Below are 12999 nucleotides of genomic sequence, written 5' to 3'. Positions count from 1 at the left end.
ATACACCTTACGGTAATCATTTATACAGAATATCAAAGAAGTAACTGAACAGATAGGTATTTTCAAAAACAGCGCTGTTGAACTTGGGAAGCTTGTTCTCGGTGGCATTTATCACAGTGCAGACCATAAAGGCTATCAACACCAGATACAGACCGCCTTTGCAAAGACCAAGCGCCATGCCTGCGAAACGGTTTGCCGCTGTCAGACCTGCCATTCGGGTAAAAACTCCCGACAGCCGCAGGATAAGCCTTATGACTATCTCCATAAGCACATACACCGTCATGAACACGCAAAGCCTTATAAAAGTCAGAGCGATCGGTCGGAAAATGTTCTTTTCCAGATACTCAGCGCCCGTTCTGCCGCCCTCAGAGAGAGCCTTTACGGCTTCGTCTATCTGCTCGGCAGTGAACTTCACCGCCTTAGACAGACTTTTTCCAAGCTTATTGCCCTCCAACTTTTCGCTGAGCTTTTTGGGCATAACGCTGTGGATATACTCTGAAAGCTCCTCACCCTTTTGCTGAGCGGTATCAAGGTCTGTTCCCTTTGAAACAAGCAGCTTTTCGGTATTCTCCGCAAGAGTGCCTGCCCCTGACAGTACGTTTTTTATCTCCTCATCTGAAAGGTCGATATCAACACCCTCGTTTTTCAGTTCATTGCTCACAAGCTTTGAAAGATCCGTCTGTTCAGCGGCGTTTTCAAGGCTCGTTATAAGCTGTGTTTTGAAATATTTGTTATATACATTTTCAGCCGACATATTGGCTATAAGAAAAGCCACAAGAACGGCTGCCACTGTTCCGAGCATTGTGATGACATATCTCACAAAGCCCTTACAGTATCCTGTCAGAGCGGTCACGATAAGGATCATTATAACTGCTCCGTCAAAAAAATATGCCATATTTTCCTGCCTTTCGTCAGGTCTCGAAAGCTATTTTGTTTATCTCATGCAGACCTAGGAAATAAACGCTGTCGTTGAGGTAAACAAAGTCAAGATACTCAGAGGACACTGCCGCTGTTGCAAGTAGATTTCCTGCACTGTCATAGGCTTCTATATTATCCTCGCCGAGTAGGATCACCTTCTTGTTCTCTGCGGTCATTTTCTTAGGCTTGCCGCTTTGAGTATAAACAATGCTATCAGGCTTATCTCCGTCAGAGTCCGAACGGAACACCGCAAGAGTTCCTGTTTTACGCTGTATGCCATCGAATGCTACTGCGGCAGTGGTATCTGTCAGGGCATAGTCTGAAAGCTCCTCAGGATATTCATACTGCATAAGTATTTTACCATTGCTGTCAAGCTTGTAGAAGCAGGTATCGCCCACTACCCAATAATCGCCGTTATCGTTTCGCTGAACGGCAACTGCGAGAGTTTCAAGCTGTTCGCTCTTCATCTTCTCCTCTGTGCTGTCAAAGGTCACATAATAGATGACCGAGCGTAACGCTCCGCCACTGCTGGAAAATGTTGAGATACAACAGCCGCTTCCGTCCTTATCAAAGCTTATATCAAGTATTCTTCGTGAGCTTGACCACTGATATATCTCTGCTCCCGAGGAGTCATAAACTGTCAGAACTGCGGCATATTTCTCAGTCTGGGTGACCACTGCAACTGTGCTGTCAGGGGCTATCTCCGCCAAAAGTATAGACTGGTCTATATCCTTTGAGAGCAGCTCGCCCTTTTTATTCAGCACTCTGAAAGAATTTCCACCGTTATCGTAAACAAGCACACGCTTTCCGGATGTTCTTACAACAGGGTTTGCAAAGTTGTGAGAATTATCCGATACCTTATTGCCAGACTCGTCATAAAAAGCAATGTTCCTGTCGTCAACTCGAACTATACCGTCGGAAAGCTGTTTTATAACGTTAACGGAGCTTTCATCAAAGGTCAGCGGGAAATTTCCGCTTTGCTTTTTGCCGTCGTTTACTATAGTGGCATGAGGTCTGTCCAAAATGCCCTCAAGCTTCGGCACCCACACTCCTCTTGAAGCATAAACGCCCACACCAAAAGCGACCACAACTGCTATGGCGGCTATCTTTTTATAGAGCTTTTTGTTTTTCTCTTTCTTTCTTGCCGCTCTTATATCGGTGACGTTGGATATCTCCTCGTCAGACCTCTCTGCTTTCTCTGCTTTCTCAGCCTTTTTCTCTTTTCTGCTTTTATGCTCGGATTTTTCCTCTTTGCTTTCTGAAGCCTGCTCTTTTTTTTCACCGCCTGATACTGTTATCTTGCTTTCATCAGCTTTTTCAGGCTTTTCCTCCTCGGCTTTATCCTCGGTGTTCGTCAGCTCTATTCTGCTTCGTGACTCCTCGGCTTCTTCCGCTTCTTTTCGGAGCTGTTCTTCCTGCTCACGTTCCGCCGCTTTCTGAGCCGCCTTTTTCTGACGCTTTATCTCTCTGAAAGTAACGTTCGGCATAGGCTCTTCTGCACCGTGAAACTCGTCACGCTGAACAAAATCCGTCTGCTTGGTTATTCTTATTGTTTTTTCTTCTTTGGTAGGCGGATTTTTCTTTCTCCGCCTGCTCTTTGATCTTTTATCATTCACCTTGTTCAGATCCTTTATCTTTATCATAATACACTTCGTTAAGATACAATCCCTGTGGCGGAACGGTCTTTCCGCCTCTTGTTCTGTCCTTTGACGCAAGTATATCGGGTATTTGAGTTTCTCCTATCTTGCCCTCATTTATAAAAATAAGCGTGCCTACCATTATCCTTACCATATTGTACAGAAAGCCGTCTCCCGAAACTGTGAATATCACAAGCTCGCCCTCACGTCTTACATGGAAAGAGAATATAGTCCTAACTGTATTCTCCTTTGTGCAATCGGTGGAACACATGGCTTTGAAATCGTGCGTTCCCACAAAATCCTGTGCCGCTTTATCCAGCTTTTTCTCGTCTATTGGAAACCAACTGCGGTAGGCTGTATCTTTATAAAAAGGATTTTTTATCTCGCTGTTATGTATAATATACTCATACTCCTTGCCGCTGCACATATATCTTGCGTGAAAATCAAGGGGGACTTTTTCGCACTCCAGCACTGAGATATCGTCCGGCAGCTTTGAATTAAGTCCGAAAACTATCCCACGGCAGGTTATTGTGGACTCTATAAGAAAGCTTGCGCAAAATCTTCTTGCGTGCACTCCTGCGTCTGTTCGTGAACAGCCGTTCACTGTGACGGTCTGTCCCGTCAGCGAGAGGATAGCTTCTTCAAGCACCTGCTGGACGGCAAGGGCGTTGTTCTGCCTTTGCCACCCATGATAGGCCGTGCCGTTATAGGCAAGTATTATCCTGAAATTTGTCATGAGCATATCCCGTTTCTTTAGTCGAGTGTTATGGAATCTATATTGTCAAGTCTTACTATCATGGTGCTGTCGCTTTTCTTTTCGTGGATGATAAGCTTCACCCACTCGTCGTCTGCATCAAGAACTGTGCATCTTGTATTATAATAGCCATCGCCGTCAATGGTACATTCTCTGCCGATAAGTTCTTTTATAATACCTGACATTTTATTTCCCCCATTTGCATTTCTCTCAAGTTTCTTGACTTTTTTTTCCAAAGTGTCAAGTCTGTCATCTTGGTCCATATCTTTAAAAACACTGCTCATAATACCCCTCCTATATGACTATATTTATGACGATAACGCCTGCAAGGAACAGCACGCAGAATATCGAGCCGTAGAGGTCGACTATGCTCATATGGAGCTGTTTCATTCTTGTTCTGCCCTCTCCGCCGTGATAACAACGGCATTCCATAGCAAGGGCAAGCTCCTCAGCGTGCCTGAACGACGCCACAAAAAGCGGTATGAGCACTGGAATAAGGGCTTTAGCTTTCTGTATCAGCGAGCCTGTTTCCATATCCGCTCCTCTTGCTTTCTGGGCTGACATTATCTTGTCTGTTTCCTCGATAAGGGTCGGGATAAATCTCAGGGCAATAGTCATCATCATTGCAAGCTCATGGACAGGCACTTTTATCTTTTTCAGCGGTGAAAGCAATCTTTCGATAGCGTCTGTCAGGTCGATAGGCGAGGTGGTGTAGGTAAGAAGCGAAGTGCCGACAATAAGGCAGATTATCCTTATCATCATGAACACTGCCGTGTCAACGCCTTCATCGGTTATCTTGAGAAATTTCCATTCAAAATAGGCTTTGCCCGTTCTGATAAAAAGCAGATTGAGTATCGCCGTGAATATTATTATCGGCACGATAGGCTTCAAGCTTTTTAGCATGAGTTTGCCGGGTATTTTCGATATGATAAAAGTGAGAATAGTAAAAGCTATGCCCACAAGAAGTCCCCACACGCTGTTTGCGGCGAAAAGCATTACTATGAAAACCGCCGTCATTATTATCTTTATTCGTGCGTCCATTCGGTGAATGACAGAATTTCCGGGAAAATACTGTCCTATAGTAATATCCTTTATCAAGGTATATTCCTCCAATTTTCTATCTCAACTTACACAGTCCTGCTCTCTGCTCATATGGGTCAAAGGCAGTCCGCTGCTTACTTATTCTTTTTTTGCTCCAGCATTTCAAGTATGACCTTTTTCGCATAGCCAACTGTATACACATCGTCCTTAATATCTATGCCCATGGCTTTGAGCCTGTTTATAACTCTTGTTATCTGTGGCACTGCAAGTCCCATTGACACAAGCTCCTCAGAGCGGTGGAACACCTTTACTGTATCATCATAGCAGAAAAGCTTCGATTCGTTCATGACGAGTATCTTTGAAACGTTCTTTGCGATATCTTCCATAGAGTGGGATACCAGCAAAACAGTGTTTTTCATCTGCTCATGATACTCTCTTATAAGACCAAGTATCTGTTCTCTGCCCTTAGGGTCAAGACCCGAAGCAGGTTCGTCAAGGATAAGCACCTTTGGGTTCATTGCCATAACGCCTGCTATAGCCACACGCCTTTTCTGTCCGCCTGAAAGTTCAAAAGGCGATTTGTCAAGTATCTCAGGGCTTAGTCCTACCATTCTTGCGGCTTCTTTGACATACTTGTCTATCTGATCTTCCTTGATACCCATATTCTTAGGTCCGAATGCGATATCCTTATAACAGGTCTCCTCAAAGAGCTGATATTCAGGATACTGAAACACAAGACCCACCTTAAATCTTATAGGGCGAAGCCTTGATTTATCGTCCCACAGCCTTTCTCCGTCTATATAGACGCTTCCGCTCGTGGGCTTCAAAAGGCCGTTGAAATGCTGGATAAGGGTAGATTTGCCTGAGCCTGTATGTCCTATTATACCCACCATTTCGCCGTCATTTATCTCTATATTAACATTGTCTACGGCTGTTTTGCGAAAGGGCGTACCCTCGCCGTAAACATAAGTCAGGTTTTCCGTTTTAATTACTGCCATTGTTACTCCCTATCATTTAAGCATTTCATAAAGCTTCTGAACGCACTCGTCCTCGTGGATTATCTCGGTGGAGATGTCATAGCCTGCCCTTTTAAGCTCCCAGCAAAGCTCTGTCACCTGCGGCACGTCAAGTCCCAGATTTTTCATGGTTTCCACATTTGAGAATATCTTCTTCGGAACATTATCCATTATTACTTCGCCGCCGTCAATGACCACCACACGCTGTGCCTGTGCGGCTTCCTCCATATAGTGGGTGATAAGCACGATAGTAACGCCCTGCTCGTTGAGCATTTTGACAGTTTTCATTACCTCGTCCCTGCCGTGAGGATCGAGCATGGCGGTAGGCTCGTCAAGAAGTATACAATCAGGCTTCATTGCGATTATGCCTGCGATAGCCACACGCTGTTTCTGTCCGCCTGAAAGCTTATGGGGTGCATGAAGTCTGTATTCATACATACCGACGGTTTTAAGAGCCTCGTCAACACGCCTGCGTATCTCATTCGGCTCGACGCCCATATTTTCAAGGGCGAAAGCCACGTCCTCCTCCACGATAGTTGCAACTATCTGGTTATCAGGGTTTTGGAATACCATGCCCACCTTTTCTCTTATAGGCAAGAGGTTATTTTCGTCCAAAGTGTCCATGCCGTTCACATAGACAGCCCCCGACTCAGGAAGATTTATAGCGTTTATGCACTTTGCAAGTGTAGATTTGCCTGAGCCGTTATGACCAAGCACTGCCACAAACTCGCCTTTTTCTATGTTCAGATCAATGCCTTTAAGCACCTCCGTTTTAACAGGCGGCTCTTCAAGGTCGTTCACATAGGAAAAGTGCAGATCCTTTATTTCAATAAAACTGCTCATTTTACTTTCCTTACCAAATTTAGTTTATTCCTTATCTTCAGGCTGTTCTTTCTGTTCAGCCTTTCTTTCCTTATGCTTTTCGTAAACATTTTCGGCTTTGTCTATTCCTTTATCAAGGAGCTTTTCAGCCTTGTTCTTTACCTTTTTGCCCGTTTCGCTCTCTGCGATCTCGTGGGCTTTTTCCTTCCCCTTTTCAAACAGCTCTCCTGCCTTGCTCTTTATCTTCTGCCCCTTTTCACTTTCAGCAGCCTCGTGAGCTTTTTCTTTGCCCTTTTCAAGCATATTTCCTGCCTTGTGTTTAAGTTCATCAAAATCAAAAGACATAACCTTTCCTCCTGTCTGAAATTTCGGTTTATACCTTATTATAATATATGGGTATGCGAACGCTGTTCGCCCCTACATATTGCCCATAAGCTTTTCAATATCTTTTACTGTCGGCGGATAAAGTGCGATAGGGAACTTTTCCACCGCCGCACCTGCCACAGCACAGGCTGTTTTCACCAATGTATCGTCATCAAGACCTTTATAAAGCCCATATACAGCGCCCGCCTTAAAGCTGTCCCCTGCGCCAAGTGTTGACACTACGTCTACTTTAAATGCAGGGCACATCTTTGGCACAGCACCCTTTCTGCCATACATCGCACCCATTTCGCCAAGGGTAAATATCACAAGCCCGTCTGTATTATCTGTATAAAGCATGAAAAGCTCATCATAGCTTTTATCCGGATAATATTCATCAAGGTGCTGATGAGATATGCAATTTACTGCACAATGCTTATGGATATAGCTGTCATAGGCACAATCTATGGTGACGTATTTCTTGCCATATTTTACGCAATACTCAGCTATCTTATCACCAAAATAAGGGTCAGCCGCAACGCAGGCTGAATTTTTCACTGACTCCTCCGAAGGCTGTTCATAAAAAGCATTCGGACGTGAATAAAGCTTATCCCACTCGCCAAAACAGGTGCGTGTATTTTTATCTATGATAACATAGTCGGTCACGCCTTCAAAGTCCTCCGTTACAAGCTCCGAAAGGTCAGCAGTCTTGTCTGAAAAATAATCCTTTATAAGCTTTTCATTGCCGCTTCCAAGGTGAGTACCGCCAAGCTTTACAGGCAAATTCAGACTGCAAAGAACAGCCGCCGCTGTTCCGGTCTCACCACCGACAAGGTGATATTTTCCCTTTATCTCTGCCGTGCCGTCTGCCTTTGGAAAATCACCGTCAAGAAGAAACGAACAGGTGGAGATCATTTGACCGTACATATAAACATAATTCTCAGTATATTTCATGTGAACACCATACCTTACTATAGCAAAGCTATTTCTGCCAAATTGCCGTTGAACCGCATGGAAGCACACCGCCTGTTGCCTCCACAGGCAATCCTATCTCATCAGCCGTGACGTTTCCGCCAAACCTCGTGCCGAGGACATCTCTAAGGATATATGCCATAACTGAGGGTGAAAGTCCTGTGGTATAGCTGTTGAGCAGGAAGAAAAGCGGCTCATCGCTCAAAACGCCTGAGCAGGTCTTTACAAGGTCATAGATACAATCTTCAAGTTTCCATATCTCTCCGCCAGGTCCTCTGCCGTAGGACGGAGGATCCATAACGATAGCGTCATAGGTCTTGCCACGGCGTATCTCACGCTGAACGAACTTTTCGCAATCGTCCACAAGCCAGCGAATAGGCTTATCGGAAAGCCCTGACACAGTGGCGTTCTCTCTTGCCCACTGCACCATGCCCTTTGATGCGTCAACGTGTGAAACGCTTGCACCTGCTTCGGCACAGGCAAGGGTAGCTCCGCCTGTGTATGCAAAGAGGTTTAACACCTTTATCTCTCTGTCTGCGTTTCTTATTTTATCAGCCATGAAGTCCCAGTTCACAGCCTGTTCAGGGAAAAGACCTGTGTGCTTGAAGCCCGTTGGTCTGATTATAAACTTCAAATTCTTATAGCCTATGTTCCAGCTTTCAGGCAGGCGCTTTCTGTATTCCCATTCGCCGCCGCCCTTTGAGGAACGGTGATAAACGCCGTCAGCCTTTGTCCACAGCTCCGAACGCTTTGGGGACTTCCATATTATCTGAGGGTCAGGTCTTACAAGCACCTTTCCGCCCCAGCTTTCAAGCTTATCTCCGCTTGAAGTATCTATTATCTTATAGTCTTTCCAGTTTTCTGCAATTCTCATATTTTTTATCCTTATATAAAATTACTTTTTCCACGGCCTTTTATTTTCCGTCCAGCCCTTTGCCTGCCAATATGCACTGTCAGCAGGGTTCCAGCCCTTTTTGTTTGCAAAGTGGAAAATGGTGAAATACATTCTGCCTTTAAGGCTGACCTTTGGCTCCAAGCTGTCGTTTTTAAGCTTTGCGGCAATGCTGTCGGTCTTTTTCTCTATCTTTGCAAGCATTTTGTCGGAAACCTTGCTCCAGCTCGTTGCGTGTATGCCGAAGCCTATCTTATATATCTTCGGTACGCCCCAGAAAGAAAGGCTGTCAGCCATATCCTTGTTAGTGCTTTTCATGCCTGCACCTGCGGCTGTGGATATCACCACGGCACGTTTTGAGAACATTTTCTCCTCAGGTCTATGGACTATCCAGCGCCAGCCGTAATGGTCGAGCCATGCTTTCATTGAGCCTGTGCAGTGGTAGACATACACAGGGGAAGTGAGTATCAGCACATCTGCTTCGTCCACCGCTTTGGTGATAGGCTCAAGCTTTTCAAAGTGAGGACACTTTTCTTCGCCTTTCATAAAGCAATTGGTACAGCCGCAGCAGAACTCGCCGAAATCTCTTGGCAGGAAGAACTCTGTCACCTCGCCGCCAAGTTTATCGGCTAACATTCTGCCTATATGATATGTAGAGCCTTTATGGTTTTGACCGTTTATCAAAGCTATTTTCAAAATATCACCTTACATTTTTTCGATAAGCTCCGCTATCTTGTGTGCATATTCTGTGATGATGCCTGTTCTCTTGCCCTCTATCATAACACGAACGAGAGGCTCTGTGCCTGACTCACGGACAAGTATCCTGCCCTCGTCACCAAGCTTTTCGGAATACATCTTTATAGCGTCTGTTATCTCAGGGACTTTATCCCACATACCCTTTTTGTCTGCTGTTATCTTAACGTTCACAAGCACCTGCGGATAGCACTCCATGCATGAAGCAAGCTCGCTTGCCTTTTCGCCTGTACATTTGAGGACTGTCAGAAGCTTTGTACCTGTCAACTCACCGTCACCTGTGTTTGCATAGTCAAGAAGAATGATATGACCTGACTGCTCACCACCGATATTATAACCGCCCTTGAGCATTTCTTCAAGAACGTATCTGTCGCCAACCTTTGTGGTAGCGGCAACGATGCCGTTTGCCTTTGCATACTTGAAGAAGCCGAGGTTTGTCATAACTGTAACAACGCAGGTGTTGTTTTTGAGTATGCCCATGCTCTTCATATATTTTGAGAAGATAGCAAGTATCTTATCACCGTCGATTAGCTCGCCCTTTTCGTCAACTGCAAGACATCTGTCAGCGTCGCCGTCAAAGGCAAGACCTATATCGCAATGGTTATCAACAACTGCCTTTTGAAGACCCTCGATATGTGTTGAGCCGCAATCCTTATTTATATTCGTTCCGTCAGGCTTATCGTTGAGCATTATGCACTTTGCACCAAGTCCCTCGAAAATTCTCTGTGCGCACACGGAAGCTGAGCCGTTTGCACAATCAAGCGCCACACGGATACCGTTGAAATCTGTCTGAACTGTTTTCATAACGTAGCGGATATAATCCCAAGCTGCGTCCTTTTCGTAATAAACGTGACCTATATCACAGCCGTCCTTAAGCTCTATCTTTTCAGGTGTGTCCAGGATAAGTGCTTCTATCTCGTTTTCTATCTCGTCAGAAAGCTTGAAGCCTGTGCCAGAGAAAAGCTTTATGCCGTTAAACTCAACAGAATTGTGTGAAGCGGATATCATAACGCCTGCGTCTGCGTTGTATTTCTTTACAAGCATTGCTACGGCAGGGGTAGGAACAACACCGAGTATATGAGCGTCTGCACCAACTGAGCAGATACCAGCCACCAGTGCGGACTCCAGAATGTCGCCTGAGATACGGGTATCCTTGCCTATGATTATCTTAGCCTTGTGGTTTGTTTCCTTCGTGAGTACCATTGCGGCAGCTCTGCCTATCTGCATAGCAAGCTCGCAGGTAAGCTCTGTGATAGCTACTCCTCTTGCGCCGTCAGTTCCAAATAATCTTCCCATAATAATTAGCTCCTTTTCGAGGTCATACCTCTATATTATTTTTTATTTATGTAAACTCTATATTAACACACATATTAAATTGATCCGATAATAAAATTTTCCCAAAGATAGAAAGTGCAGTGGCAGGTGAACAGTGTTCACCCCTACAGAACAAGAAATTCATCGCCGCAGGCGATACCTTAATTCCTCACTCCTCACTCCTCATTCCTCATTAAGCATTCCTCACTAAATCAAAGATGCGTTTGTCCGTCCTTGAGAAATCCCAGATGATCGTAAGCAAGCTGAGTCGCCACACGTCCCCTTGGGGTCTTTGAGAGGAAACCTAACTGCATAAGATACGGCTCGCAAACGTCCTCAATGGTGACTGACTCCTCGCCGATAGCCGCCGCAAGGGTTTCAAGTCCCACCGGACCACCGTCATAGCCTTTTATTATCATAGTCAGCAGACGTTTGTCGAGAGAGTCAAGTCCCAGCTTGTCAACGTCCATTCTATTAAGGGCTATCTTTGCAATGTCTGCGGTTATCCTGCCGTCACCCATGACTTCGGCAAAATCCCTTACTCTTCTGAGAAAGCGGTTTGCTATTCTCGGCGTTCCCCTGGAGCGCTTCGCTATCTCCTCTGCACCGTCATCATCACAAGCCACGCCAAGTAAAATGGCGGAACGCTTTACGATATCAGAAAGCTGTTCTGTATTGTAAAGCTCCAAACGCTGGATAACGCCGAAACGATCTCTCAGCGGTGCAGAAAGCGAGCCTGCTCTTGTGGTCGCACCTATAAGAGTGAACTTGTTAAGCTCAATTCTTATAGATCTTGCCGCAGGACCTTTGCCCATGATTATATCCAAGGCATAATCTTCAAGGGCAGGATAAAGAACTTCCTCCACCTGTCTTGAAAGGCGGTGTATCTCGTCTATAAAAAGCACGTCGCCTTTTTCAAGGTTGGTGAGCAAAGCTGCAAGGTCGCCCGGCTTTTCAATGGCAGGGCCTGAGGTTATCCTGATGTTAACTCCCATTTCGTGGGCGATTATGGCAGAAAGAGTGGTCTTACCCAGACCAGGCGGGCCGTAAAGCAGAACGTGGTCAAGGCTGTCGCCCCTGTTTTTTGCCGCTTGTATATATATTTTCAGGTTCTCCTTGACCTTTTCCTGACCGATATACTCGTCAAGTGTTTTAGGTCTAAGGCTCACCTCGAAATCGTCAGTTGTTTCCGCCTGAGTTTCTTTCGGAGTGACTATCCTGTCTATATCAAAATCTCCTTTTTCGATCATTTATGGAGTTCTCCTCTCAAAATTTCGCAAGTCCGATAAGGGCTTTCTTTATAAGCTCTTCAACGCTCAAATTCGGGTCAAGCTTTGATATCACTGACATTGCTTCGCCCTCGGTATATCCAAGCACCACAAGGGCTGTGACAGCTTCTTCGACAGCTCCGCTCGGAACAGCCGCAAAGCCCTGAGCCCCATTTCCTCTGACGGATATGGTATTCTCTTTTGCCACCTTATCTTTAAGTTCAAGGACTATCCTTTGTGCTATCTTTGTACCGATACCCTTTATCTTTGTGAAAGCCTTTGAATCCCCTGTTGCAACCGCAAGCGCAAACTGTGACGGAGTGCAGGCTGAAAGTATGGCAAGACCTGCCTTCGGGCCTACTCCGCTGACAGATATGAGCATACGGAAGCTTTTAAGTTCCTCCTTAGTTGCAAAGCCGAAAAGCTCCACCGCGTCCTCCCTTACGGAGAGGTGAGTGTAAAGCTTGACCTCGCTTTTGCCTGCAATCTGCTGCAAGGTAGAAAATGTTGTTTTGCAGGCATAGCCCACGCCTGCACATTCTATTACGGCAAGGTCGCTCTCGGTATGAACGAGCTTTCCGCTAAGTGAATATATCATATTATTTCTCCTCAAAATTTTTCATAACACGCCTTGTGTTCACTGAAAGTCCGTGAGTTATAGCAATAGCCACTGCGTCCGCTGTATCGTCAGGCTTTGGGATAGCTTTAAGATGAAGCATGGTCTTTGTCATTTCCTGCACCTGCTTTTTCTCGGCACGTCCATAGCCGACTATGGAGCATTTCACCTGCAAAGGCGTATATTCATAAATGGGAATATTTCTTATTATGGCAGGAAGCAGGGTCACTCCCCTTGCCTGTGCAACGTCAATGGCGGTCTTTTCATTGGTATTGAAAAAAAGCTTTTCTATTCCCATTTCATCAGGCTTATAGGTGGTTATTATCTCGGTCATATCATCATAGATGACTTTCAGCCGTCTGTTGAAATCCATATCCGCAGAAGTGGTTATTGCACCGTAGTCAACAACAGTGAATTTTCCGCTGTTGTATTCAAGCACTCCGAAACCCACAATGGCGTAGCCCGGGTCGATACCAAGTATTCTCAAATCCACTCCTCCGTTCAATTTCAACGCTATCCTATAATGACCCTATTATAACAACTAATTATACCATATTTTTCGGTCAAATGCAAGCAAAACGCTGAGTTTTCACCTATTTCTCACAAGGCAAAAATGTAGAAATGCCACTTTGTGAA

Annotated in this window: 15 protein-coding genes; all 15 read right to left on the bottom strand. The window is 45.3% G+C overall.

The window, feature by feature from the left end:
• Positions 1-16 precede the first annotated feature (16 nt).
• Positions 17-895 (bottom strand): CvpA family protein, encoded by an 879-nt coding sequence (locus DWW81_RS03040; RefSeq protein ID WP_117896718.1) that lies wholly within the window; start codon positions 893-895, stop codon positions 17-19.
• A 16-nt stretch (positions 896-911) separates the two neighbouring features.
• Entirely contained in the window at positions 912-2561 is a 1650-nt protein-coding gene (locus tag DWW81_RS03035; RefSeq protein WP_117896719.1) for a DUF5711 family protein, read from the bottom strand.
• Positions 2527-3297: a tRNA pseudouridine(38-40) synthase TruA gene (gene truA, locus DWW81_RS03030; protein ID WP_242989180.1), complete on the bottom strand. Its 771-nt coding sequence runs from the start codon at positions 3295-3297 to the stop codon at positions 2527-2529. Before truA ends, DWW81_RS03035 begins: the two co-directional genes overlap by 35 nt.
• Before the next feature lie 11 nt (positions 3298-3308).
• The gene (locus tag DWW81_RS03025; RefSeq protein ID WP_117896720.1) at positions 3309-3593 is read right to left on the bottom strand and encodes a hypothetical protein; all 285 of its coding nucleotides are present in this window, start codon (positions 3591-3593) and stop codon (positions 3309-3311) included.
• Between the two features lie 10 nt (positions 3594-3603).
• A complete protein-coding gene (locus tag DWW81_RS03020) occupies positions 3604-4407 on the bottom strand; it encodes an energy-coupling factor transporter transmembrane component T (protein ID WP_117878195.1) in 804 nt (267 codons plus the stop codon).
• A 77-nt stretch (positions 4408-4484) separates the two neighbouring features.
• A complete protein-coding gene (locus DWW81_RS03015) occupies positions 4485-5348 on the bottom strand; it encodes an energy-coupling factor transporter ATPase (protein WP_022287451.1) in 864 nt (287 codons plus the stop codon).
• 12 nt (positions 5349-5360) lie between these two features.
• On the bottom strand, positions 5361-6209 hold the full coding sequence (locus DWW81_RS03010; protein WP_117896721.1) for an energy-coupling factor transporter ATPase: 849 nt from the start codon (positions 6207-6209) through the stop codon (positions 5361-5363).
• Between the two features lie 24 nt (positions 6210-6233).
• The gene (locus DWW81_RS03005; RefSeq protein ID WP_117896722.1) at positions 6234-6533 is read right to left on the bottom strand and encodes a hypothetical protein; all 300 of its coding nucleotides are present in this window, start codon (positions 6531-6533) and stop codon (positions 6234-6236) included.
• 72 nt (positions 6534-6605) lie between these two features.
• Positions 6606-7502 (bottom strand): PfkB family carbohydrate kinase, encoded by an 897-nt coding sequence (locus DWW81_RS03000; protein WP_117896723.1) that lies wholly within the window; start codon positions 7500-7502, stop codon positions 6606-6608.
• Between the two features lie 28 nt (positions 7503-7530).
• A complete protein-coding gene (locus DWW81_RS02995) occupies positions 7531-8394 on the bottom strand; it encodes a class I SAM-dependent methyltransferase (protein WP_117896724.1) in 864 nt (287 codons plus the stop codon).
• Positions 8395-8415: 21 nt separating this feature from the next.
• Complete coding sequence (locus tag DWW81_RS02990) at positions 8416-9096, bottom strand: NAD(P)H-dependent oxidoreductase (RefSeq protein ID WP_347562317.1); 681 nt, start codon at positions 9094-9096, stop codon at positions 8416-8418.
• A gap of 21 nt (positions 9097-9117) precedes the next feature.
• On the bottom strand, positions 9118-10461 hold the full coding sequence (gene glmM, locus DWW81_RS02985) for a phosphoglucosamine mutase (protein ID WP_046441646.1): 1344 nt from the start codon (positions 10459-10461) through the stop codon (positions 9118-9120).
• 230 nt (positions 10462-10691) lie between these two features.
• Positions 10692-11729: a Holliday junction branch migration DNA helicase RuvB gene (gene ruvB / locus DWW81_RS02980; RefSeq protein WP_117896726.1), complete on the bottom strand. Its 1038-nt coding sequence runs from the start codon at positions 11727-11729 to the stop codon at positions 10692-10694.
• A gap of 16 nt (positions 11730-11745) precedes the next feature.
• Positions 11746-12345 (bottom strand): Holliday junction branch migration protein RuvA, encoded by a 600-nt coding sequence (gene ruvA, locus DWW81_RS02975; protein ID WP_117896727.1) that lies wholly within the window; start codon positions 12343-12345, stop codon positions 11746-11748.
• A gap of 1 nt (position 12346) precedes the next feature.
• Complete coding sequence (gene ruvC, locus DWW81_RS02970; RefSeq protein WP_117896728.1) at positions 12347-12850, bottom strand: crossover junction endodeoxyribonuclease RuvC; 504 nt, start codon at positions 12848-12850, stop codon at positions 12347-12349.
• Positions 12851-12999 lie beyond the last annotated feature (149 nt).

The sequence above is a fragment of the Ruminococcus sp. AF17-1AC genome (assembly GCF_003461385.1).
In the GTDB taxonomy this organism is placed as follows: domain Bacteria; phylum Bacillota; class Clostridia; order Oscillospirales; family Ruminococcaceae; genus Hominimerdicola; species Hominimerdicola aceti.
This window is presented reverse-complemented; position numbering and strand designations above follow the sequence as displayed.

What these genes read in the sequence shown, in the direction of transcription:
- DWW81_RS03040 (WP_117896718.1), bottom strand. Translation starts at nt 895, where the DNA reads ATGGCATATTTTTTTGACGGAGCAGTTATAATGATCCTTATCGTGACC.
- DWW81_RS03035 (WP_117896719.1), bottom strand. Translation starts at nt 2,561, where the DNA reads ATGATAAAGATAAAGGATCTGAACAAGGTGAATGATAAAAGATCAAAG.
- truA (WP_242989180.1), bottom strand. Translation starts at nt 3,297, where the DNA reads ATGCTCATGACAAATTTCAGGATAATACTTGCCTATAACGGCACGGCC.
- DWW81_RS03025 (WP_117896720.1), bottom strand. Translation starts at nt 3,593, where the DNA reads ATGAGCAGTGTTTTTAAAGATATGGACCAAGATGACAGACTTGACACT.
- DWW81_RS03015 (WP_022287451.1), bottom strand. Translation starts at nt 5,348, where the DNA reads ATGGCAGTAATTAAAACGGAAAACCTGACTTATGTTTACGGCGAGGGT.
- DWW81_RS03010 (WP_117896721.1), bottom strand. Translation starts at nt 6,209, where the DNA reads ATGAGCAGTTTTATTGAAATAAAGGATCTGCACTTTTCCTATGTGAAC.
- DWW81_RS03005 (WP_117896722.1), bottom strand. Translation starts at nt 6,533, where the DNA reads ATGTCTTTTGATTTTGATGAACTTAAACACAAGGCAGGAAATATGCTT.
- DWW81_RS03000 (WP_117896723.1), bottom strand. Translation starts at nt 7,502, where the DNA reads ATGAAATATACTGAGAATTATGTTTATATGTACGGTCAAATGATCTCC.
- DWW81_RS02995 (WP_117896724.1), bottom strand. Translation starts at nt 8,394, where the DNA reads ATGAGAATTGCAGAAAACTGGAAAGACTATAAGATAATAGATACTTCA.
- glmM (WP_046441646.1), bottom strand. Translation starts at nt 10,461, where the DNA reads ATGGGAAGATTATTTGGAACTGACGGCGCAAGAGGAGTAGCTATCACA.
- ruvB (WP_117896726.1), bottom strand. Translation starts at nt 11,729, where the DNA reads ATGATCGAAAAAGGAGATTTTGATATAGACAGGATAGTCACTCCGAAA.
- ruvA (WP_117896727.1), bottom strand. Translation starts at nt 12,345, where the DNA reads ATGATATATTCACTTAGCGGAAAGCTCGTTCATACCGAGAGCGACCTT.